Here is a 21,553-nt window from a genome sequence, read left to right as displayed (position 1 = left end):
GTGCCGTGGTGTCACGTCCAGTGGACCCTTCCGTACCGGTCAACGCCAGGCGAGCGCCCTGGGTTCCCTGGCCCGTGCGGCGGGTGCCGGGCCGTCCGGGTGACTCAGAACAGGCCGCCGCTCGCGAAGCGCAGCACCAGCTGGGGCGCCCCGGACAGGGCGACGCCCAGGAGGCCCGCCAGGGTGATCGCGGCGGTGAGGGGTGCCGGGACGCGGTGCCGCACGGGTTCGCCCTCGGGGGAACGGAACAGCAGCGCGGTCCAATGGAGGTAGTAGTACAGCGCGATGACGACGTTGACGGCCATGACGACGGCCAGCCAGCCGAGCCCGGCGCCGACGGCCGCGGCGAAGACGGTGACCTTCGCGAACAGGCCGATGATGCCCGGCGGCAGCCCGGCGAGGCACAGCAGGAAGAAGGCCAGGAGGAGGGCGGCCGCCGGGTTGGTGGCGTACAGCCCGCGGTAGTCGGCGACGCGGTTGCTGGCCCGGGTGCGTCCCACGAGCGCGGCCACGGCGAAGGCGCCGAGGTTCACGACGGCGTACATGAGGGCGTACGCGACGGTGGACCCGATCGCCTTTCGCGCGTCCTCGGCGTACCCGGCGGCGGCGATCGGCACCAGGAGGTAGCCCGCCTGGCCGACGGAGGACCAGGCGAGCAGCCGGACGGCGCTGTACGCGCGCGTGGCCTGCTGGCGCAGGGCGCCGACGTTGCCGGCGGTCATGGTGAGCGCGGCGAGCACGGCGAGCGCCGGGCCCCAGACGTCGGCGTACGAGGGGAACGCGAGGACCGCGGTGAGGATCAGGCCGCTGAAGCCGACGGCCTTGCCGACGACGGACAGGTAGGCGGCGATCGGCAGGGGGGCGCCCACGTAGGTGTCGGGCACCCAGAAGTGGAACGGGACGGCGGCCAGTTTGAAGGCGAAGCCGATCAGGGTGAGGACGACACCGGTCTGGGCGAGGGTGTGGAACTGCGCGTCGACGTGCGGGAGGCGGTCGGCCACCTGGGTGAGGTAGAGCGTGCCGGTGGTGGCGTAGACGAAGCTCACGCCCAGGAGGCTGACGGCGGTGGCGGTGACCGACGACAGGAAGAACTTCAGGGCCGCGTCGGAGGACCTGCGGTCGCCGTGCCGGAGACCGACGAGGGCGAAAGCGGGCAGGGAGGCGGCCTCCAGGGCGACGATCAGGGTCGCCAGGTCGCGGGAGGCGGGCAGGAGGGCGGCGCCGGCCGCGGAGGACAGCAGCAGGAACCAGTACTCCCCCGCGGGCAGACCCCCGCGCGCGTCCTGGAGCGCGGTCACCGACAGCAGGGCGGCGAGCAGTGCTCCGCCCAGGACCAGGAACTGGATGACGAGCGCGAAGTGGTCGGCGGTGTAGCTGCAGGGGCCGGCGGCCTGCCCGGCCCGGCAGAAGGTGCTGCGGTGGCCGTCCAGGAGGGGCAGCAGGAGCAGCGCGGAGGCGGCGAGGCCCGCGACCGACACCCAGCCGAGGACGGGTTTGCGCGCGGCGGGCACGAAGAGGTCGGCGACGAGCACGGCGAGAGCGGTCACCGCGGTGAGGGTGGGCGGCGCGATGGCGAGCCAGTCGACGGACTGGACCACCGAGGCGGCCGCCGGCTGGGCCAGGACGCTCATCGGGTGCCTCCTGCGAGGAGCTGCTGCACGGCCGGGTCGGTGAGGCCGAGCAGGGCCTTGGGCCACAGGCCGGCGAGGACGGTGAGGGCGACGAGCGGCGTCCAGGCCGCGAACTCGAACCCGTGTACGTCGGCGAGTCTCGGCGTCTCCCGCGCCACCGAGCCCATGCAGACACGGCGGACCACGACGAGCATGTACGCGGCCGTCAGCAGGGTGCCGGACGCGCCGATCGCCATGAAGGTGAGGAAGGCGGGCCGGCTGAGACCGGCGGCGGGCTCGAAGGAGCCGAACAGGGCGAGCATCTCGCCCCAGAAGCCGGCCAGGCCCGGCAGGCCGAGCGAGGCGACGGCGCCGAAGGCGATCAGCCCGCCCAGGCGCGGCGCCCTGCCGTAGAGGGCGGCTCCGGTGCTCTCGGCGAGGGTGTCGAGGTCGGTGGTGCCAGTGCGGTCCTTGAGGCCGCCGACCAGGAAGAAGAGCAGGCCGGTGATGAGGCCGTGGGCGATGTTGGCGAAGAGTGCGCCGTTCACGCCGGTCGGGGTCATCGTGGCGATGCCGAGCAGGACGAAGCCCATGTGGCCGACGGAGGAGTAGGCGATGAGGCGTTTCAGGTCGCCCCGCGCGCCCTGCCGGGCCAGGGCGAGGCAGGCCAGGGAGCCGTAGACGATCCCGGCCACGGCGAAGGCGGCGAGGCAGGGCGCGAAGGTGTGGAAGCCGTGCGGCGCGACGGGCAGCAGGATCCGCACGAAACCGTACGTGCCCATCTTCAGCAGGACGCCCGCCAGCAGGACCGAGCCGACGGTCGGCGCGGCGGTGTGGGCGTCCGGGAGCCAGCTGTGCAGCGGCCACATCGGGGTCTTCACCGCGAGCCCGATCCCGATCGCCAGTACGGCGACGACCTGCACGGACGCGGTCAGCGACCGGCCGTTGTCAGTGGCGAGTGCCACCATGTCGAACGTGCCCGCCTTGATCCCGATCAGGAGCAGGCCGAGCAGCATGACGACCGAACCGAGGAGGGTGTAGAGGATGAACCGCCAGGCGGCGGCCCGCCGGCCCTCGCCGCCCCAGCGGGCGATGAGGAAGTACATCGGGACGAGCACCGTCTCGAAGGCGAGGAAGAAGAGCACGAGATCGAGGACGGCGAAGGTCGCCAGCGTGCCGGACTCGAGCAGGAGCAGCAGCGCGACGAAGGCCTTCGGGGCCGGCCCCGCGGGCGGCTTGAAGTAGCTGTACAGCGCGCACAGGAAGGTCAGCAGCGCGGTCAGGACGACGAGGGGGAGGGAGATGCCGTCGATGCCGAGGTGGACGCGCACGTGGAGTGCGGGGATCCAGCTGATGTCGGTCGTGGCCTGCATCCTCGACGGGTGGTCGTGGTCGAAGCCGAGCGCGAGGACGATCGCGGCCGCCAGGACGACGCCGGTGACGGTCACCCCGTGCCGGAGCACGGCCTGCTCGGGTGACTTCCCCTTCAGCCCCGGCGGGGCCGGCAGGAGGGCGGCGAGCGCTCCCAGGAGCGGGCCGACGACGACGAACGCCAGAACGAACTGCATCACGGACTCGCTGATATCGATCACGCCTGCTCACGCTCCCGTGGCGACGAGGACGACGGCGACCGCCAGGACGACGGTGCCGGCGAGCAGCGCGCTCACATAGGTCTGCACATTGCCGGTCTGGGCGCGCCGCACGGCGGCCCCCAGCAGCCGGGGCGCGGCCCCCGCACCCCGTACGTAGGTCTCGACCACCTCGCGGTCGAGGAACCGGACGAGGCTCGCACCGGCCAGGACCGGGCGGACGAACAGGGTCCGGTAGACGGCGTCCAGGTGGAAGCCGGTGGCCGCGTGCCGGTGCAGCGGGCCGAGCAGCAGCCGTGCGGGGTCGGCCGGGTCGGCCGCGTAGGCGATGTCTCCGTACGCGGGCCGGTGGGTGGCGATGGCCTCGGCCTCGACGAGCCCGGCGTCGGCCTCCGGGTGGGCCGCGACCGCGCCCATGGGGGTGCGGGCGGCGAGGGCGGTGGTGTGCCGCCAGGCGCCGTAGGTGACGACGACGCCGGCCAGGGCCAGGCCCGTGCCGAGGACGGAGGTGGTCAGGGCCGGGGTGAGGGAGGGGCCGCCGAACCAGTCGGGCAGGACGCGGAAGGCGAGGCCGCCGAAGGCGAGGGAGGGCACGGCGAGCACCCAGAGCACGGCGTTCATGGTCACGGGCTGCCTGCCGTGGCCGGGGGACTCGGCGCCCTGTCCGCGGAAGGCCAGCAGCCACAGCCGCATGGCGTACGCACCGGTCAGCAGGGCGGTGAGCAGGCCGGCCACGAGGACGGTCCAGCCGGCCGCGCCGGGGGCCTGGCCGGTGTGGCCGGTGGCGGCGTGCTCGGCGGCGCCGAGGACGGACTCCTTGGAGAAGAAGCCGCTGAAGGGAGGGATCGCGGCGAGAGAGAGGAGGGCGACGGTCATCGTCCAGTAGGCGTCCGGGACGCTCTCCCGGAGGTTGCCGGTGCGGGACATGGCGGCCAGCGAGTTGGTGCCGGCGACGTGGATGACCACGCCGGCGGCGAGGAAGAGCAGCGCCTTGAAGGCGCCGTGGGACAGGAGGTGGAAGACGGCGGCGCCGCGGTCGCCGACGGCGAGGGCGCCGGTCATGTAGCCGAGCTGGCCGATCGTCGAGTAGGCGAGGACGCGTTTGATGTCGTCCTGGGCGAGCGCGGCGAGCGCCGAGCCGGCCATGGTGACGGCGGCCATGACGGCGAGGACGGTCATCGCGGCCGGGGAGGCCTGGAAGACGGGGAGGAGCCGGGCGACGAAGTAGACGCCGGCGGCGACCATCGTCGCGGCGTGGATCAGGGCGGAGACGGGCGTCGGGCCGGCCATCGCGTCGGGCAGCCAGGAGTGCAGCGGGAACTGGGCCGACTTGCCCGCCACGCCCGCCAGGAGCAGCAGGGCGATCAGGGTGGGGTGGTGCAGACCGCCGCTGGTGACGGCACCGAGGATCTTCGTGATCCGGAAGGAGCCGGTGTCGCCGGCGAGCGCGAAGAGCCCGATGAGGAAGGGGACGTCGCCGAGCTTGGTCACCAGGAAGGCCTTCAGGGAGGCGGCGCGGGCCTCGGGTGTCTCCCAGTAGTGGCCGACCAGGAAGTAGGAGCAGATGCCCATGACCTCCCAGCCGATCAGCAGCACGATCAGGTCGCCGGAGTAGACGACGAGCAGCATCGCGGAGGTGAACAGGGAGACGAGCGCGGCGTAGGAGGGGTAGCGCGGGTCGTCGCGCAGGTAGCCGGTCGAGTAGAGCTGCACGCAGGTCGCGACGGTGGCGACCAGGACGGCGACGAGTGCGGCGTAGCCGTCGATGTGCAGGGCCAGTTCGACGGGGACCGAGCCGGTGGGCGTCAGCTCGGTGACGGCGTCGAGGGGCCGGCCGCCGCCCTGGCCGGCCGCGACCAGCACGGCCAGGACGAGACAGGCGAGGGTCGGCAGGACCGCGAGCGGGCGGACGAAGCCGGGGGCGGTGCGGCCGAGCAGCAGTCCGGCCGCGGCGGCCAGGAACGGAAGGAGGGGGACGAGGACGGCGAGGGTGGTCGTGGTCACGCGGTGGCCTCAGCCTTCCCGGGGTCCGGCGCGGTCACGGCGGCGTCGCGGCCGGGTCCGTCGTCGGTGTCGTCGTCGGGGCTCTCGGCGGCGTCGCGGAGCCGGTCGATGTCCGAGGTGCCGCGGTTGCGGTACACGGCGAGGACGATCGCCAGTCCGATGCCGATCTCGGCGGCGGCGATGGCGATGGTGAACAGGGTGAGGGCCTGGCCGGAGTGCAGGGTCTCGGCGGCGGTCTTGCTGAGCCACACGTCGAAGGCCACGAGGTTGAGGTTGACGGCGTTGAGCATCAGCTCGACGGACATCAGGACCAGGATCGCGTTGCGACGGGCGAGGACGCCGTAGAGGCCGGTGCAGAAGAGGAGGGCGGAGAGTACGGCCGGGTAGACGAGATGCATCAGCGCAAGTCCTCCTCGGCGGCCCGTTCGGCACGCGCCCGCGGGGGCCGGGGGGCGCTCGCGTCCGCCTTCGTCCTGCGGGAGAGGACGATCGCGCCGACCAGGGCGGCCAGGAGCAGCACGGAGAGGGCCTCGAAGGGCAGGACCCAGTTCTGGAAGAGGCTCTGGCCGGTGACCTTCGTCGTCCCGGCGGCGTCGCCGTCCAGGTCGGTCCAGGTGGTGCGGAAGGCGTCGACGACCACCCAGACCAGGGCGGTGGCCGCGGCGACGGCCACGGCGAGGGCGGCCCAGCGGTTGCCCGAGTCGGCGTCCGGTGAGCGGCCGATGGGGGCCTTGGTGAGCATCAGTCCGAACAGGAGGAGGACGACGACGGAACCGACGTAGATGAGGACCTGCACCCAGGCGATGAACTCGGCGGTGAGCAGGAGGTATTCGACGGCGAGTCCGCCGAGGGTCACCACCAGCCACAGGGCGGCGTGCACGAGCTGCCGGGTGGTCACGGTGACGAGCGCGGCGCCGAAGGTGGCGAGGCCGACGAGGAGGAAGGCGATCTCGACGCCCGTCGGGGAGAGGAAGCCGTGGGTCTGGGCGGCGAGGTTCACTCGTCCCCCTCCTGTGTCCCGGCCCGCTCGGCCTGCTGCCGCTCGGCCTCCTGCTGGGCGGCGAGCTTCTCGGCGCTCTTGCGGGCGGCGGCGACCTCCTTCGGTTCCTCCGCACCGGGGTCGAGGGCGGGAGGGGCCGGGACGGTCCACATCCACTCGCGGAGCTTGTCGCGCTCGTGGGTGAGGTCGCGGATGTCGGTCTCGGCGTACTCGAACTCCGGGGACCAGAACAGCGCGTCGAAAGGACAGACCTCGATGCAGATACCGCAGTACATGCACAGGGAGAAGTCGATGGCGAAGCGGTCCAGGACGTTGCGGCTGCGTTCGCGTCCGCCGGGGGCCGCCGCCGGGACCGTCTCCTTGTGGGAGTCGATGTAGATGCACCAGTCCGGGCACTCACGGGCGCACAGCATGCAGACCGTGCAGTTCTCCTCGAACAGGCCGATCACCCCGCGGGTGCGGGGCGGCAGGTCGGGCTGGGTGTCCGGGTACTGCTCGGTGACGGTCTTCCTCGTCATCGTGCGCAGGGTGACGGCCAGGCCCTTGGCGAGGCCGGAGCCGGGGATGGGGGCCATCTAGGAGATCACCACCTTGACGATGCCGGTGAGGGCGATCTGGGCGAGGGAGAGGGGGACGAGGAGGGTCCAGGAGAATTTCTGGAGCTGGTCCTCGCGCAGCCGGGGGTAGGTGACGCGCAGCCAGATGACGACGAAGGCGAGGACGGCCGTCTTCAGCAGGGTCCACACCCAGCCGAGGCCGTCGGCGCCCCACGGGCCGTGCCAGCCGCCCAGGAAGAGGACGGTGGTCAGGCCGCACAGGACGACGATCCCCGCGTACTCGGCGAGGAGGAACAACGCGAACCGCAGTCCCGTGTACTCGGTGTAGGCGCCGAAGATGATCTCCGAGTCGGCGACGGGCATGTCGAACGGCGGCCGTTGCAGTTCGGCGAGTCCGGCGACGAAGAACACGACCGCGCCGACGATCTGCCAGGGCACCCACCACCAGTGGAAGGCGTCGAGGACGCCGGGCAGGGAGACCGTGCCGGCCGCCATCGCCACGGAGGCGGCGGTCAGCAGCATCGGCAGCTCGTAGGCGAGGAGCTGGGCGGCGGTGCGCAGGCCGCCGAGGAGGGAGAACTTGTTGGCGGAGGCCCACCCGGCCATGAGCGAGCCGAGCACGCCGACGCCCATCACGGCCAGGACGAAGAAGACGCCCGCGTCCAGGACCTGGCCGACCGCGCCCTCGCCGGGGCCGATCGGGAGGGCGAGCAGCACCAGGAGGTACGGGAGCAGGGCGACGGCGGGCGCGAGCTGGAAGACGCGGCGGTCCGCGCCCGCGGGGACCACGTCCTCCTTCTGCGCGAACTTCACGCCGTCCGCGACGAGCTGGGCCCAGCCGTGGAAGCCGCCCGCGTACATGGGGCCGAGGCGGCCCTGCATATGGGCCATCACCTTGTGCTCGGTCTGTCCGACGATGAGGGGGAAGGTGAGGAAGACCACGAAGACGATCAGGAGTCGCAGGGCGACGTCGAGCACGCCGTTCACCGCGGGCCTCCTTCTCGGTCGTCTTCCCGGCTGTCGCCTCGGTCGTCTTTTCGGTCGTCGCCTCGGCCGTCTTCTCGGCCGTCTTCTCGTTCGGCGCCTCGGCTGGCGTCTCGGCCGTCTTCCCGGCCGTCGCCCCGGCTGTTGCCTCGGCCGTCCTCTCGTTCGCTGCCTCGGCCGACGTCTCGGCCGTGGGGTGTGTCGGGACCCTCTGGGATTTCGGAGCCGGCGGGGGCGTCAGGGACGCCGGGGGCTGCCGGTTCGGCCGGTTCGGCCGGAGCGTCGGCAGGGGCCTGTGCCGGGGTACCCGCAGGGGCCTCCGCCGGTGTACCCGCAGGGGCCTGTGCCGGGGTGGCGGCAGCGGCTCCGGGCTCCTGCCGCCGGTTCGCGGGACCGGGTTCGTCGAACGCCGGGCGGGCGTGGTGCCAGGGCGCGTCGGAGCTGCGCGGGGTCCTGGCAGGGGCGGGAGGCGTGACCGGCTGCTGCTCCTGCGGGGCGGCGGCCGCCGGCCGCGAGCGCTGTGAGGTGGAACCCCCGCTCGCGCTGCGCGTACGGCGCGGCCCGGTCGACGGGGCCGGGGCCGCCGCCTCCTGGGTTGTGGACGGGGACGGCGACGGCGTCGTGCCGCCCTCGGCCGCGGCCGGCTTCTCCGGCCTTCCCGTCTGCTCGGGCCTGTCCCGCCTCTCCGGCCCGTCCGGCCTCCTCGTCTGTTCCCGGCCGTCCGGCCTCGCCGTCTGCTCCGGCCTCTCCGCCGGGGCGCCCGCGGGTGCCGTGTCGTGGCCGGGGGCGGCCGGTGCCGGGGCCGCGCCGCCGGGCACCGTCTGGCTCGCCGAGCCCTGGCTCGCGCTCCGCATCCGGCGCGGCCTGGCCGTCGCCGCTCCCCGCTCCACCGCCTCGCCGGCCTCATTCGCCCGGCTGTCGCGGTCGCTCGGGCCGCTCTGGCTCGCCGAGCCCTCGGCGGCCGTGCGGGTGCGGCGTACCGGACGGTCACCGGCCGCGCGGGCGGCCGGGCGTTCGCCCGCGGCACGGGCCGCGCCCCTGGCCGGGCGGGCCGGGGCGGCCGGGAGGCGGCCCTTCATGGGGCCCCACTCGTTGGGATCGGGGACGCCCGGCGGCAGCATCTGGCGGCGCTTGGGCCCGCCGTGGTCCGATTCGCCCGGTTCCTTCGCCCCCGGCCAGGCCTTGGCCACCCGGGCGGCCAGCACGAAGTCCTTGCGCAGGGGGTGGCCTTCGAAGGTGTCCGGCAGGAGGAGGTGGTCCAGCGCCGGATGACCCGGGAAGCCGATGCCGAACATCTCGTGGGTCTCGCGCTCGTGCCAGGCGGCGCCCGCGTAGACCTCCACGGCGGTGGGCAGGGCCGGCGCCTCGTGCGGGACCGTCGTACGGACGAGCAGCCGTCGCAGCGGATCCAGCGCGACGACGTGCGCCGCGACCCGGAACCCCGTGCCCGGCTCGTCGACCGCGCTCAGCCAGTCGAAGTAGGTGCAGCCCAGCTCGTCCCGCGCGGTCAGCAGCGCGGACACCCAGGACCCGGGCGGTACGTCGACCGTCAGGACCTCGTAGGACTCCTCCGCGGTGGCCTCGGCGCCGAACAGTTCCGCGGCGGGCGCGGGCAGCCAGCCGGCGCCGCTCATCGCACGTCTCCCTCGGAGGCGTCCCTTTCGGAGGCGTCCCTTTCGGAGGCGTCCCTTTCGGAGGCGTCCCCGGCGGATCCCCCCGCCGCGGACGGCGCCCCGGGAACCGGCGGCCGCACCGGCCCGCTCCGCAGCGCCGCCGCCGACGGACGTGCCGCGCCGCTCCCGTACCGCTCCCCCAGCGACTCCCGGGCGATCTTCTCCTGGAGTTTGAGGATGCCCTGGAGCAGCGCCTCGGGGCGCGGCGGGCAGCCGGGGACGTAGACGTCCACGGGGATGATCTGGTCGACGCCCTTGGTGACGGAGTACGAGTCCCAGTAGGGGCCGCCGCAGTTGGAGCAGGCCCCGAAGGAGATGACGTACTTCGGCTCGGGCATCTGCTCGTACAGCCGTTTGACGGCCGGGGCCATCTTGTCCGTGACCGTGCCGGAGACGACCATCAGGTCGGCCTGGCGCGGCCCGGGCGCGAAGGGGATCACGCCGAGGCGGATGAAGTCGTGGCGGGCCATCGACGCGGCGATGAACTCGATCGCGCAGCAGGCGAGGCCGAAGTTGAAGACCCACAGGGAGTAGCGGCGGCCCCAGTTCAGGACGACCTTCATCGGCTCGGGGGCCAGCCGGGACAGGGCGCCGAGCCGCTTGGGCTCCGGGAGCGCGACGGGCTCGGGCACCGCGGGGTTCAGGGCGGGGTTCACGTCCATGCCAGGACGCCCTTCTTGTATGCGTACAGCAGGCCGACGGCCAGGAAGCCGAGGAAGACGAACATCTCCACCAGCGTCGCCGCGCCGTAGCCGGGGGCGGCGAAGACCGTCGCCCAGGGGAACAGGAAGATCGAGTCGACGGCGAAGATCACGTACAGGAAGGCGTAGACGTAGTAGCGGACCTGGGTGTGCGCCCAGCCCTCGCCGACGGGGTCGACCCCGCACTCGTACGTCAGGAGCTTCTCCGGGGTGGGGACGACCGGGCGCAGCAGCCGGCCCGCGCCGAAGGCGGCGGCGACGAACAGCACTCCCACGACGGCGAGCAGTCCCACGACCGAGTAGGAGTGGAAGTAGTCCGCCGCGACGACGACGGCCTGCCCCCGCGCCGTCTCCCGCAACGTCTGCGTCACCGTCCGTCCCTCGCTCCCTGTTCCGCCCGGTCCCGTCGTGCCCGTGCCGCTGTGTCCGGCCGCCTGCCGGACCCTGCGCCGCCGTCCGCAGACCGGCTCCCGGACGGTCCGCCGGACGCCTGTCCGGCTGGTCCGCCCGGCTCGTCCGCCCGACGATCTGTACGCACGGGAGTCTAGGCCCTGATAAAGAGGGGGTAAGCAGCCCGTCACACCGTGAGACACGGTGGTGGGGTTTTCCCCCGCTCACCAGGGCGGCCGACCTCATGGCGCGCCCGGCCGCCGCACGGCACCCTGGCCCGTATGACCGCACCTCTCTCCTCCGCCGGTCCGGCGGCGTCCGGCACCGGGGACACGGACCGTACGGACCGCGACCGCCTGCCGCCCGTCCGCTTCGCCTTCGGCCTGCCCACGTGGAAGGAGATCACTCATCTCCTGCTGAACCTCCCCGTGTCGCTGGTCGGTTTCGTCTACGTGGTGACCGTCCTGGTCACCGGCACCGCCCTCACGATCACCGTGGTGGGCCTCCCGCTGCTGGCGTCCGGGCTGGTGGGGGCGCGCCTGCTGGGCCGGCTGGAGCGGAAGCGGGCCCGGGCCCTGCTCGGGGTGCGCATCGACGAGCCGAGCCCGCTGCCGCTGGGCCGCACGACGGGGTGGCTCAACCGGTTCTGGCTGATGCTGAAGGACCCGGTGGGCTGGCGGGCCGCCCTGTACGAGTTCATCCGGCTGCCGTGGGGTGTGCTCACCTTCGCCGTGACGGTGACCTCGCTGTTCGTGCTGTGGCCGGTGCTGCCGTTCATCGCGCGCGGGCTGACCAACGTGGACCGGGCGCTGGTGCGCGGCCTGCTGTCGCCCTCCGACGAGCTGGAGCGGCGGATCGCGGAGCTGGAGTCCGACCGGGGGGTCGTGGTGGACACGGCCGCCGCCGACCTGCGGCGCATCGAGCGGGACCTGCACGACGGGGCACAGGCCCGGCTGGTGAACCTGGCGATGGGGCTCGGTCTGGCCAAGGAGAAGCTGCTGGAGGACCCGGACGCGGCGGCCGAGATGGTCGCGGAGGCGCACGGCGAGGTGAAGCTCGCGCTGCAGCCATCGAGGGCATCGCCTACTTCACCGTCTCCGAGCTGCTGCAGAACATCAGCAAGCACAGCGGGGCGAGGTCCGCCTCGGTGGACGTGTGGCGGTCCGGGGACCGGCTGCTGATCCAGGTGCGGGACGACGGCCGCGGCGGCGCGTCGCTGGAGGGCGGCACCGGCATGCGGGGGCTGGCGGAGCGGCTGAACGCCGTGGACGGTCTGTTCGTCGTCGACTCCCCGCAGGGCGGCCCGACGACGGTCACGGCGGAACTGCCCTGGCGCGACCGTACGGCCGGCTCCGCCACCGGGAAGGCGCCGGGCGCCAGGAGGTAGGGAAAACCCCCGGGCCGAGACGCCGACGTGCTCCATGGCCCCGGGGCCCGCGCTCCAGCAGTCTTGAGTCACGGCGGGACGACCGCGACGAGCAGCACAAAGAGCGCACACGAAGCCGCGCACGAGGCGGCGGACGAGGGGAACGGGACGACGCCCATGGCCACCCAGTACGGATCGCAGTACGGACAGGGGTACGCGCCCTACAGCGGGGGCGGGTTCCACGACGGTGACGGGGCCGGGTTCCGCGACGGCGGCACCGGCCGGCCGCGGCACCGGCTGCCCGCCGCGCTGCGGGCCCCGGTCGAGGCACGCAGCTGGCGGGAGCTGGCGTACGTGCTGCTGAGCCTGCCGATCGGCGTCCTGCTCTTCACGTACGCCGTCACGATGGTGTCGCTGGGCGCCGGCCTGCTGGTGACGTTCCTGGGCATCCCGGTGCTGGCGGGGGCGCTGGCGGGCTGCCGCGGCCTCGGCGTGCTGGAGCGGGTGCGGGCGCGCGGGCTGCTCGGCCTGGACGTGGCCGAACCGGAGCCGCTGCGGATGAAGGGCCACGGCCCGCTGGCCTGGACCGGGGCCGTGCTGAAGAGCGGCGGCTCCTGGCGGGCGCTGCTCTACGCCATGCTGCAGTTCCCCTGGGCGGTGTTCTCGTTCGTGGTGGCGACCGTGCTCTGGCCCCTCGGCTGGTCGCTGCTGACGTACCCCGTGTGGTTCTGGGTCTTCCCGATGTGGACCGGTCAGGGCGGCATCCAGCTGTACGGCGACGACCACCACCGGATCTACCTCGACAACCCGTTCGAGATCACGGTGACCGCCCTGGTGGGCCTGCTGATCACGCTGGCCACGCCGTGGATCGTGCGGGCGCTGACCACGGTCGACCGGGTGCTGGTGCACGGGCTGCTCGGCCCGTCGCGGCTGTCGGCGCGCGTGGTGGAGCTGGAGTCCGACCGGGGGGTCGTCGTCGACACGGCCGCCGCCGACCTGCGGCGCATCGAGCGGGACCTGCACGACGGGGCACAGGCCCGGCTGGTGGCCCTCGCCATGGACCTGGGGCTGGCGAAGGAGAAGCTGACCGAGGACCCGCGGGCGGCGGCGCGGATGGTGGACGAGGCGCACGGCGAGGTGAAGACGGCGCTGCAGGAGTTGCGCGACCTGGCCCGCGGCATCCACCCCGCCGTCCTGACCGACCATCGAGGGCATCGCCTACTTCACCGTCTCCGAGCTGCTGCAGAACATCAGCAAGCACAGCGGGGCGAGGTCCGCCTCGGTGGACGTGTGGCGGTCCGAGGACCGGCTGCTGCTTCAGGTCATGGACGACGGAGTGGGCGGCGCGAGCACGTCCTCGGGATCGGGCCTGGCCGGGCTGGCCGAGCGGCTGGACGCGGTGGACGGGATCCTCGTCGTCGACTCGCCGGCCGGTGGCCCCACGCGGGTGACGGCGGAGCTGCCCTGGCGGCGCTGAACCGGCGGGCACGGCGACGGCGGCCTGCCGTCCGCGCACCCCGAGGGGCGCGGACGGCAGGCCGCGCCGCGTGTCCCGGACCGGCCGGGCACCGCAGGAAACCGGCCAGAACCCCGGAGGAACACAGCGCTCTCCCCCTCTTTCCCCCGGGCGCGGGCGCGGCGGGGTCCGGATGCTGGAATGCTGGACCTCGCTGCAGACGCCGGACGGGCCGCGCGGGCCGCCGGGAAGAAGGCTGTGGGGGGCCGAGGATCGTGGAGGACAAGGTGCGGGTGGTCATCGCCGAGGATTCAGTGCTGCTCAGGGAGGGCCTGACCCGGCTGCTGACCGACCGCGGGCACGAGGTCGTGGCCGGCGTCGGTGATGCCGAGGCCCTGGTCAAGACGATCACCGAGCTGTACGACGAGGGGGAGCTGCCCGACGTGGTGGTGGCCGACGTGCGGATGCCGCCGACCCACACCGACGAGGGCGTGCGCGCCGCGGTGCGGCTGCGCAAGGCGCACCCGGGGCTCGGTGTGCTCGTGCTGTCGCAGTACGTCGAGGAGCGGTACGCCACCGAGTTGCTGGCGGGCTCCAGCCGCGGGGTCGGCTACCTCCTCAAGGACCGGGTGGCCGAGGTACGGGAGTTCGTGGACGCGGTGGTGCGGGTGGCCCAGGGCGGTACGGCCCTGGACCCGGAGGTGGTCGCCCAGCTGCTCGGGCGCAGCCGCAAGCAGGATGTGCTCGCGGGGCTCACCCCGCGGGAGCGCGAGGTGCTGGGGCTGATGGCCGAGGGGCGCACCAACTCGGCGATCGCGCGGCAGCTGGTGGTGAGCGACGGCGCGGTGGAGAAGCACGTCAGCAACATCTTCCTCAAGCTCGGCCTGTCACCGAGTGACGGGGATCACCGGCGTGTTCTGGCGGTCCTCACCTATTTGAACTCCTGACCGGCCGACACTGGGGCGGTACGGGCCCCGATCCGGCCGCGAGTACGCCGGACGGGCTACCGCCGCGCACCGTCCGGAAGGAGGCCGAAGGAGCCGGAACGGCGTGAAAGAGCAGGGCATCGGACCGTCTCACGGGTGCGTCCAGCATGCGATCGGCACCGGGAGGGCATCCCTGACGGTCGTAGGGTTGGAAACCGGGAAGGTCTTCGCAGGGTCTTCGGGAGGCCGGTCCCACACAGCCGCCTCGAAGGAGGTCCAGTTCAGTGACCAGCCAGGTCAGCAGTCCAGCGGAACAGGCCGACGGAGCCGTCGTCGGAGAGCAGCGCAGGGCGGCCGGAGCGAAGGACGTCCGCCGTCTGGACCGGGTGATCATCCGTTTCGCGGGTGACTCGGGTGACGGCATGCAGCTCACCGGGGACCGGTTCACCTCGGAGACGGCCTCGTTCGGGAACGATCTGTCGACGCTGCCGAACTTCCCGGCGGAGATCCGGGCGCCGGCAGGGACGCTGCCGGGTGTGTCGTCGTTCCAGCTGCATTTCGCCGACCATGACATCCTGACGCCGGGGGACGCTCCGGACGTGCTGGTCGCGATGAACCCGGCCGCGTTGAAGGCGAACCTGGGGGATCTGTCGCGGGGCGCGGAGATCATCGTGAACACGGACGAGTTCACGAAGCGGGCGTTGCAGAAGGTCGGGTACGCGGTCTCGCCGCTGGAGGACGGGTCGCTGGACGGCTACAGCGTGCACCCGGTGCCGCTGACGACGCTGACGGTGCAGGCGCTGGCGGACTTCTCGTTGTCGCGCAAGGAGGCCGAGCGCAGCAAGAACATGTTCGCGCTGGGACTTCTGTCGTGGATGTACCACCGGCCGACGGAGGGGACGGAGAAGTTCCTCCGGGCGAAGTTCGCGCGGAACGGGCAGATCGCGGCGGCGAACATCGCGGCGTTCCGGGCGGGCTGGAATTTCGGGGAGACGACGGAGGATTTCGCGGTCTCCTACGAGGTGGCGCCGGCCGTCTCGGCGTTCCCGCCGGGTGTGTACCGGAACATCTCGGGGAATCTCGCGCTGGCGTACGGGCTGATCGCGGCGGCCCGGCAGGCGGATCTGCCGCTGTTCCTCGGTTCGTACCCGATCACGCCGGCCTCCGACATCCTGCACGAATTGTCGAAGCACAAGAATTTCGGGGTGCGCACGTTCCAGGCGGAGGACGAGATCGCGGGGATCGGCGCGGCGCTGGGCGCGGCGTTCGGTGGCGCGCTCGCGGTGACGACGACGTCGGGGCCGGGCGTGGCCCTCAAGAGCGAGACGATCGGTCTCGCGGTGTCGCTGGAGCTGCCGCTGGTGGTGGTGGACATCCAGCGCGGCGGCCCCTCCACGGGCCTGCCGACCAAGACGGAGCAGGCGGACCTGCTGCAGGCGATGTACGGCCGCAACGGTGAGGCACCGGTCCCGGTGGTGGCCCCGCGCACGGCGGCGGACTGCTTCGGGGCGGCGCTGGAGGCGGCCCGGATCGCGCTGACCCACCGCACCCCGGTGTTCCTGCTCTCCGACGGCTACCTGGCCAACGGCTCCGAGCCGTGGCGGGTCCCGGAACTGACGGAACTGCCCGACCTGAAGGTGGCGTTCGCGAAGGGCCCCAACCACACCCTGGCCGACGGCAGCGAGGTGTTCTGGCCCTACAAGCGGGACCCGCACACCCTGGCCCGCCCCTGGGCGGTGCCGGGCACGCCGGGCCTGGAGCACCGCATCGGCGGCATCGAGAAACAGGACGGCACCGGGAACATCTCCTACGACCCGGCCAACCACGACTTCATGGTCCGCACGCGCCAGGCCAAGATCGACAGCATCACCGTTCCCGACGTCGAGGCCGACGACCCCGACGGCGCGAGCACCCTCGTCCTGGGCTGGGGATCCACCTACGGGCCGATCACCGCCGCGGTGCGCCGGCTGCGCGCCGAGGGCGTGCCGGTGGCACAGGCCCACCTGCGCCACCTCAACCCCTTCCCGAAGAACCTCGCCGCACTCCTGAAGACGTACGACAAGGTCGTGGTCCCGGAGATGAACCTCGGCCAGCTCGCCACCCTGATCCGCGCGAAATACCTGGTGGACGCCCACTCCTACAACCAGGTCAACGGCATGCCCTTCAAAGCCGAACAGCTCGCCACGGCGCTCAAGGAGGCCATCGATGGCTGAGACGTCCACCACCGGCCCCCGCACGCCCCAGACGCTCTCCCTGGTGCCCAAGGCCACGGCCGCGCAGTCCATGAAGGACTTCAAGTCGGACCAGGAGGTCCGCTGGTGCCCCGGCTGCGGTGACTACGCCATCCTCGCCGCCGTCCAGGGTTTCATGCCCGAACTGGGCGTGGCCCGCGAGAACATCGTCTTCGTCTCCGGCATCGGCTGCTCCTCCCGCTTCCCGTACTACATGAACACCTACGGGATGCACTCCATCCACGGCCGTGCCCCCGCCATCGCCACGGGCCTGGCCACCAGCCGCCGCGACCTGTCCGTGTGGGTCGTCACCGGCGACGGCGACGCGCTGTCCATCGGCGGCAACCACCTCATCCACGCGCTGCGCCGCAACGTCAATCTCAAGATCCTGCTGTTCAACAACCGGATCTACGGTCTGACCAAGGGCCAGTACTCCCCCACCTCCGAACGCGGCAAGATCACCAAGTCCACGCCGATGGGCTCCCTGGACGCCCCCTTCAACCCCGTCTCGCTCGCGCTCGGCGCGGAGGCCTCGTTCGTGGCCCGCACCATCGACTCCGACCGCAAGCACCTCACCGAGGTCCTGCGGCAGGCCGCCGCCCACCCCGGCACCGCCCTGATCGAGATCTACCAGAACTGCAACATCTTCAACGACGGCGCCTTCGACGCCCTCAAGGACAAGCAGCAGGCCGACCAGGCCCTCATCCGCCTCGAACACGGGCAGCCGATCCGTTTCGGCACGGACGCCGCTCACGGCGTCGTCCGCGACGCCGTGAGCGGCGACCTGCGCGTGGTCACCGTCACCGAGGACAACGAGGCCGACCTCCTCGTCCACGACGCGCACGCCGCCTCCCCGACCACCGCGTTCGCCCTCTCCCGCCTCGCCGACCCCGACACCCTGCACCACACGCCGATCGGCGTCTTCCGCGACGTCGAGCGCCCGGTCTACGACACCCTCATGGCCGAGCAGCTCGATGCCGCCGTCGACCAGAAGGGCAAGGGCGACCTCGCCGCCCTCCTCGCCGGCAGCGACACCTGGACCGTCGTCGGCTGAGACCGGCGGTCGTGCTCACGAGGCCCGGGCGCCCGGCGCCCGGGCCTCGTCGTAGGCCTGCCGGGCCTGTTCCACGTCCGCCATGCGCTGCCGGGTCCACTCGGCGAGCGCCCGCACCTGCTCGGCGGCCTCGCGGCCCAGGCCGGTGAGCGAGTAGTCGACGCGCGGCGGGATGACGGGCTTGGCGTCGCGGTGGACCAGCCCGTCGCGCTCCAGCGTCTGGAGTGTCTGGGCCAGCATCTTCTCGCTGACCCCCTTCTCGCTCACCCGGCCGACGGCTCGCCGCAACTCGGCGAACCGGTAGGACCGTTCCAGCAGCTCGATCAGGACCAGCACACCCCAGCGGCTGGTGACGTGCTCCAGGACCAGCCGGTACGGGCACATCGCCGCGTCCTGCCCCGCGCCCGCCCCGGCCTCCGCCCTGGTCCCGGCCTCGGCCGCCGTACCGCCACCCCTCACACTTACTGCCATGTTGGTACCTTACTTCAAAGTGGGTACTTTCGATGAGTTAGCGCTTCTCCTAGGGTTAGTGCCAGACATCACCCCACAAGGAGACCCCTCATGAGCATCGTCGTCACCGGAGCCACCGGACACCTCGGCCGCCTCGTCGTGGAGCAACTGCTGGAGAAGGTCCCCGCCGACCGGATCACCGCGGTCGTCCGCACCCCCGAGAAGGCCGCCGGCCTCGCCGGGCGCGGCGTGCGGATCGCGGTCGCGGACTACAACGCGCCCGAGAGCTTCGACGGCCTGTTCGCGGCGGGCGACAAGGTGCTGCTCGTCTCCGGCAACGAGTTCGACAAGGGCCGCGTCCAGCAGCACCGGGTCGTCATCGACGCCGCCAAGGCCGCCGGTGCCGCCCTGCTCGCCTACACCAGCGCGCCCGGCACCCTGAAGGCCGCCCTCGCCGACGACCACCGCGGCACCGAGGAGGCCCTGCTGGCCTCCGGTCTGCCGTACGTCCTGCTGCGCAACGGCTGGTACCACGAGAACTACACCGAGAACCTCACCCCCGTCCTGGAGCACCGGGCCGTCGTGCAGGCGGCGGGCGCCGGCCGGATCTCCTCCGCCGCACGCGCGGACTACGCCGCGGCCGCCGTCGCGGTGCTCACCGGCGAGGGCCACGAGAACCGGACGTACGAGCTGGGCGGCGACGAGGCCTGGGGCTTCGCCGACTTCGCCGCCGAACTGAGCCGGCAGACCGGCCAGGAGATCACGTACCGGCAGGTCTCCGTGGCGGACTACCAGGGCATCCTGTCCGGCGCGGGACTGCCGGAGCCGGTCGCCGCCATCCTCGCCGGCGTCGACGCCTCCATCGAGAAGGGCGAACTGGTGGTCGACAGCGGTGACCTCTCCCGCCTGACCGGCCGCCCGGCCACCCCGCTGGCCGAGGCGATCAGCGCCGCCCTCAAGGGCTGAGGCCCCAAAGCTCCGCGGCTCTCCCTGTCCGGGTGAAGCGGCCCGGGCACCGTTCGCCCGTCCCACCTGTCATGACCGTATGGCGATACGTGCATGACAGGCGACCGTGCCCGGCGCTACCTTCTTGCTTGCCGCGCCAGGGCGCGGCCCGGCACACCACGAGGGGAGGGCCCGTGACCGAGAAGTCGGACGGCGAAGGGCGCACGGGACTGCTGAACGGCTTCGCGGCCTACGGGATGTGGGGGCTCGTGCCCCTCTTCTGGCCGCTGCTCAAACCCGCCGGCGCGGCGGAGATCCTCGCCCACCGGATGGTGTGGTCCCTGGCGTTCGTCGTGGTCGCGCTCCTCGTCGTACGGCGCTGGGCCTGGGCCGGGGAACTGCTGCGGCAACCGCGCAGGCTCGCGCTGATCGTGGTCGCCGCCGCGGTGATCACCGTCAACTGGGGCGTCTACATCTGGGCGGTGAACAGCGGGCACGTCGTCGAGGCCTCCCTCGGCTACTTCATCAACCCGCTGGTCACCATCGCGATGGGCGTGCTGATCCTCAAGGAACGGCTGCGGCCCGTGCAGTGGGCCGCGGTCTGCACCGGCGCCGCCTCCGTGCTCGTGCTCACCCTCGGCTACGGCCGGCCGCCGTGGATCTCCCTCTGCCTCGCCTTCTCCTTCGCCACGTACGGCCTGGTCAAGAAGAAGGTCGACCTCGGCGGCGTCGAGTCGCTGGCCGCCGAGACCGCGGTGCAGTTCCTGCCCGCGCTCGCCTATCTGCTGTGGCTGGGCGCACACGGCGAGGCGACCTTCACGAGCGGGGGCGCCGGACATGCCGCGCTGCTCGCGTCCACCGGCCTCGTCACCGCGCTGCCGCTGGTCTGCTTCGGCGCCGCGGCGATCCGCGTGCCGCTGTCCACCCTCGGCCTGCTCCAGTACCTCGCGCCGGTCTTCCAGTTCCTGCTCGGCGTCGTCTACTTCCACGAGTCCATGCCGGCCGAGCGGTGGGCCGGGTTCGCCCTGGTGTGGCTGGCGCTGTCCCTGCTGACCTGGGACGGGCTGCGCTCGGCACGCCGGGCCGCCCGGGCGCGGGCCCGTCTCGGCGCGGCGGCCCCCCGGCCCGCCCCCGGCCCCCGCGTCTCCTCGCCTTCCTCTTCCGACTCCGCTCCCGCGGTGGAGGCGTAGGCGGCCGGACGCGCTGCCCGTCGTCCCCGGTGACGGCGAGGGCGCGGGGCGCGGGACGCGATGTCCGCCGAACCGGCCGCGGCCGGCGGTCGCGGGCAGAGTGGTCACATGACCGAGACAGAGACGTCCGCGGCACGCACACCCGCGCCGGTGCACTGGAAACTCGTCGTCGACGCCACCGACCCGCACGCGCAGGCCGACTTCTGGGCGGGTGCGCTGCACTACGAACCGGAGGACAACAGCGCCTTCGTCGAACGGCTGCTGGAAGCCGGCGCGCTGCCGGGCGCGGCCACCGTCGAGCACCACGGCCGCCCCGCCTTCCGGGACCTGATCGCCGTACGCCACCCGGACGACCCCTACGACCCCGAGCGCGGTACCGGGCTGGGGCGCCGGCTGCTCTTCCAGCGGGTGCCCGGGACGAAGGCCGGCAAGAACCGCCTCCACCTCGACCTGCACCCCGGCGAGGGCCGGCGGGCGGACGAGGTGGAGCGGCTGAAGGCACTCGGAGCGAGTGTGCTGCGGGAGGTGCGGGAGCCCGCCGGGCAGTGGGTCGTGATGGCGGACCCGGAGGGCAACGAGTTCTGCGTGCACTGAGGTCCCGCCGACGGGCCCGGGGCTCGTCACCGGCCCGTGGGTGTGCCGGCCGGGTCGGATTACGCCTCCTGCCCGCGGCCCTCTCCCGGGCGGCCGGCCTACCGCTCCCGTTCCGTCTGTCCGGCTCGTCCGTCCTGCTTCGCCCGTTCGGCTCCTCCGGAGCGTTCCGCCCGTTCGGTGAGGCGGTCCATACGGGCGCGGGCGGACTCCAGTTCCTCGATGTCATCGGCGGCCGGGCCGTCGCCGGCGGCCAGTTCGCTCCACAGGGCGATCAGCTCCTGGCCGAGGCGCAGGCCCTCCTCGGGGTCGCGGACCGCCCGCCAGGCGGTGGCCGCGCTGCGCACGTCGCCGTAGGCACCCTCGGCGTCGTCCGCCGCGAGGTGGACGCGTGCCAGGTCGAGCGAGAGGGCGAAGGCACGCAGCGGTTCGCCGGCCAGGTAGGCGATGTACGCCGACAGTTCGCGCACCCGCAGCACCTCGGGGTGGGCCGCGCCGAGCGTGCCGGACGCCTCCGTGACGGTACGTTCCGCCAGGGCCGCCGCCTCCTCGATGCGCCCTGCCCGCACGGCCTCGTTGACCTGGGCGAGGGGCTCGGCGAGCAGGACCGCGCCGCCTTCGCCCGCCAGGGTCCGCGGATCGTCGCCCAGCACGGCCTCGGCCACGGCGTCGAAGCCGCGGGCCGGGGTGGGCCTGGGGTCGGGGTCGAGACCGGTGGCGGCTTCCGGGTCGACGCCGGGAGCGGGGCCGGCTCCGCCCTCGAGGCCGAGCGCGTTCCTCGTTCCGGTTCCGGTCGCAGGAAGGGAGACGGGGAGGGGGGCGGGGGAGACGGGGAG

General features: G+C 72.9%; 17 protein-coding genes and 3 pseudogenes. 8 read left to right on the top strand and 12 right to left on the bottom strand.

Annotated features, from left to right (window positions below; translation table 11 throughout):
• Positions 1–104: 104 nt before the first annotated feature.
• Genes IG64_RS34005 through IG64_RS33960 form a run of 10 tightly spaced genes read right to left on the bottom strand, consistent with a single transcriptional unit; the run spans position 105 to position 10,489 of the window.
• Entirely contained in the window at positions 105–1,631 is a 1,527-nt protein-coding gene (locus tag IG64_RS34005) for an NADH-quinone oxidoreductase subunit N (RefSeq protein ID WP_037863503.1), read from the bottom strand.
• Positions 1,628–3,202, bottom strand: a complete 1,575-nt coding sequence (locus tag IG64_RS34000; protein WP_037863502.1) for a complex I subunit 4 family protein — start codon at positions 3,200–3,202, stop codon at positions 1,628–1,630. Before IG64_RS34000 ends, IG64_RS34005 begins: the two co-directional genes overlap by 4 nt.
• Positions 3,203–3,208: 6 nt before the next feature.
• Positions 3,209–5,203: an NADH-quinone oxidoreductase subunit L gene (locus IG64_RS33995; protein ID WP_037863500.1), complete on the bottom strand. Its 1,995-nt coding sequence runs from the start codon at positions 5,201–5,203 to the stop codon at positions 3,209–3,211.
• Positions 5,200–5,601: an NADH-quinone oxidoreductase subunit NuoK gene (gene nuoK / locus IG64_RS33990; protein WP_037863499.1), complete on the bottom strand. Its 402-nt coding sequence runs from the start codon at positions 5,599–5,601 to the stop codon at positions 5,200–5,202. The genes IG64_RS33995 and nuoK overlap by 4 nt, the downstream gene beginning before the upstream one ends.
• A complete protein-coding gene (locus IG64_RS33985) occupies positions 5,601–6,203 on the bottom strand; it encodes an NADH-quinone oxidoreductase subunit J (RefSeq protein ID WP_051813648.1) in 603 nt (200 codons plus the stop codon). Before IG64_RS33985 ends, nuoK begins: the two co-directional genes overlap by 1 nt.
• The gene (locus tag IG64_RS33980) at positions 6,200–6,778 is read right to left on the bottom strand and encodes a NuoI/complex I 23 kDa subunit family protein (protein WP_037863498.1); all 579 of its coding nucleotides are present in this window, start codon (positions 6,776–6,778) and stop codon (positions 6,200–6,202) included. The genes IG64_RS33985 and IG64_RS33980 overlap by 4 nt, the downstream gene beginning before the upstream one ends.
• The gene (locus IG64_RS33975) at positions 6,779–7,747 is read right to left on the bottom strand and encodes a complex I subunit 1/NuoH family protein (RefSeq protein WP_037863497.1); all 969 of its coding nucleotides are present in this window, start codon (positions 7,745–7,747) and stop codon (positions 6,779–6,781) included.
• Positions 7,744–9,378 carry an NADH-quinone oxidoreductase subunit C gene (locus IG64_RS33970; RefSeq protein ID WP_051813645.1) on the bottom strand — a complete coding sequence of 545 codons (1,635 nt, stop codon included), beginning with the start codon at positions 9,376–9,378 and terminating at the stop codon, positions 7,744–7,746. The genes IG64_RS33975 and IG64_RS33970 overlap by 4 nt, the downstream gene beginning before the upstream one ends.
• Entirely contained in the window at positions 9,375–10,079 is a 705-nt protein-coding gene (locus tag IG64_RS33965; RefSeq protein WP_051813643.1) for an NADH-quinone oxidoreductase subunit B, read from the bottom strand. Before IG64_RS33965 ends, IG64_RS33970 begins: the two co-directional genes overlap by 4 nt.
• Positions 10,070–10,489 (bottom strand): NADH-quinone oxidoreductase subunit A, encoded by a 420-nt coding sequence (locus tag IG64_RS33960; RefSeq protein WP_051813641.1) that lies wholly within the window; start codon positions 10,487–10,489, stop codon positions 10,070–10,072. The genes IG64_RS33965 and IG64_RS33960 overlap by 10 nt, the downstream gene beginning before the upstream one ends.
• Before the next feature lie 300 nt (positions 10,490–10,789).
• Here IG64_RS33960 and IG64_RS33955 point away from each other — a divergent pair.
• The 5 genes and pseudogenes from IG64_RS33955 (at position 10,790) to IG64_RS33935 (ending at position 17,541) form a co-directional block, all read left to right on the top strand.
• Positions 10,790–11,895, top strand: a pseudogene (locus tag IG64_RS33955) (sensor histidine kinase).
• A gap of 156 nt (positions 11,896–12,051) precedes the next feature.
• A pseudogene (locus IG64_RS33950) lies at positions 12,052–13,351 on the top strand (sensor histidine kinase).
• 254 nt (positions 13,352–13,605) lie between these two features.
• The gene (locus IG64_RS33945) at positions 13,606–14,277 is read left to right on the top strand and encodes a response regulator transcription factor (protein WP_051813639.1); all 672 of its coding nucleotides are present in this window, start codon (positions 13,606–13,608) and stop codon (positions 14,275–14,277) included.
• 263 nt (positions 14,278–14,540) lie between these two features.
• Positions 14,541–16,469 carry a 2-oxoacid:acceptor oxidoreductase subunit alpha gene (locus IG64_RS33940; RefSeq protein ID WP_037863494.1) on the top strand — a complete coding sequence of 643 codons (1,929 nt, stop codon included), beginning with the start codon at positions 14,541–14,543 and terminating at the stop codon, positions 16,467–16,469.
• Complete coding sequence (locus tag IG64_RS33935; protein WP_037863492.1) at positions 16,462–17,541, top strand: 2-oxoacid:ferredoxin oxidoreductase subunit beta; 1,080 nt, start codon at positions 16,462–16,464, stop codon at positions 17,539–17,541. Before IG64_RS33940 ends, IG64_RS33935 begins: the two co-directional genes overlap by 8 nt.
• Before the next feature lie 15 nt (positions 17,542–17,556).
• Here IG64_RS33935 and IG64_RS33930 read toward each other — a convergent pair whose 3' ends face one another.
• Positions 17,557–17,925, bottom strand: coding sequence for a winged helix-turn-helix transcriptional regulator (locus tag IG64_RS33930; protein ID WP_037863490.1), 369 nt, complete (start codon positions 17,923–17,925; stop codon positions 17,557–17,559).
• A 177-nt stretch (positions 17,926–18,102) separates the two neighbouring features.
• Here IG64_RS33930 and IG64_RS33925 point away from each other — a divergent pair, with 177 nt between their 5' ends.
• The 3 genes from IG64_RS33925 (at position 18,103) to IG64_RS33915 (ending at position 20,720) form a co-directional block, all read left to right on the top strand.
• The gene (locus tag IG64_RS33925) at positions 18,103–18,957 is read left to right on the top strand and encodes an SDR family oxidoreductase (RefSeq protein WP_037863488.1); all 855 of its coding nucleotides are present in this window, start codon (positions 18,103–18,105) and stop codon (positions 18,955–18,957) included.
• A 173-nt stretch (positions 18,958–19,130) separates the two neighbouring features.
• Positions 19,131–20,126 carry an EamA family transporter RarD gene (gene rarD, locus IG64_RS33920; RefSeq protein WP_037863486.1) on the top strand — a complete coding sequence of 332 codons (996 nt, stop codon included), beginning with the start codon at positions 19,131–19,133 and terminating at the stop codon, positions 20,124–20,126.
• 108 nt (positions 20,127–20,234) lie between these two features.
• Entirely contained in the window at positions 20,235–20,720 is a 486-nt protein-coding gene (locus IG64_RS33915) for a VOC family protein (protein ID WP_037863556.1), read from the top strand.
• Positions 20,721–20,818: 98 nt separating this feature from the next.
• Here the strand turns inward: IG64_RS33915 and IG64_RS33910 are convergent.
• A pseudogene (locus tag IG64_RS33910) lies at positions 20,819–21,553 on the bottom strand (tetratricopeptide repeat protein); the annotation flags it as partial.

It is taken from the genome of Streptomyces sp. NRRL S-340 (assembly GCF_000720185.1).
Taxonomy (GTDB): Bacteria; Actinomycetota; Actinomycetes; order Streptomycetales; family Streptomycetaceae; genus Streptomyces.
This window is presented reverse-complemented; position numbering and strand designations above follow the sequence as displayed.

Coding starts and splice junctions, on each gene's coding strand:
- IG64_RS34005 (WP_037863503.1), bottom strand. CDS start 1,631: ATGAGCGTCCTGGCCCAGCCGGCGGCCGCCTCGGTGGTCCAGTCCGTC.
- nuoK (WP_037863499.1), bottom strand. CDS start 5,601: ATGCATCTCGTCTACCCGGCCGTACTCTCCGCCCTCCTCTTCTGCACC.
- IG64_RS33980 (WP_037863498.1), bottom strand. CDS start 6,778: ATGGCCCCCATCCCCGGCTCCGGCCTCGCCAAGGGCCTGGCCGTCACC.
- IG64_RS33970 (WP_051813645.1), bottom strand. CDS start 9,378: ATGAGCGGCGCCGGCTGGCTGCCCGCGCCCGCCGCGGAACTGTTCGGC.
- IG64_RS33965 (WP_051813643.1), bottom strand. CDS start 10,079: ATGGACGTGAACCCCGCCCTGAACCCCGCGGTGCCCGAGCCCGTCGCG.
- IG64_RS33935 (WP_037863492.1), top strand. CDS start 16,462: ATGGCTGAGACGTCCACCACCGGCCCCCGCACGCCCCAGACGCTCTCC.
- IG64_RS33930 (WP_037863490.1), bottom strand. CDS start 17,925: ATGTGCCCGTACCGGCTGGTCCTGGAGCACGTCACCAGCCGCTGGGGT.
- IG64_RS33925 (WP_037863488.1), top strand. CDS start 18,103: ATGAGCATCGTCGTCACCGGAGCCACCGGACACCTCGGCCGCCTCGTC.
- IG64_RS33915 (WP_037863556.1), top strand. CDS start 20,235: ATGACCGAGACAGAGACGTCCGCGGCACGCACACCCGCGCCGGTGCAC.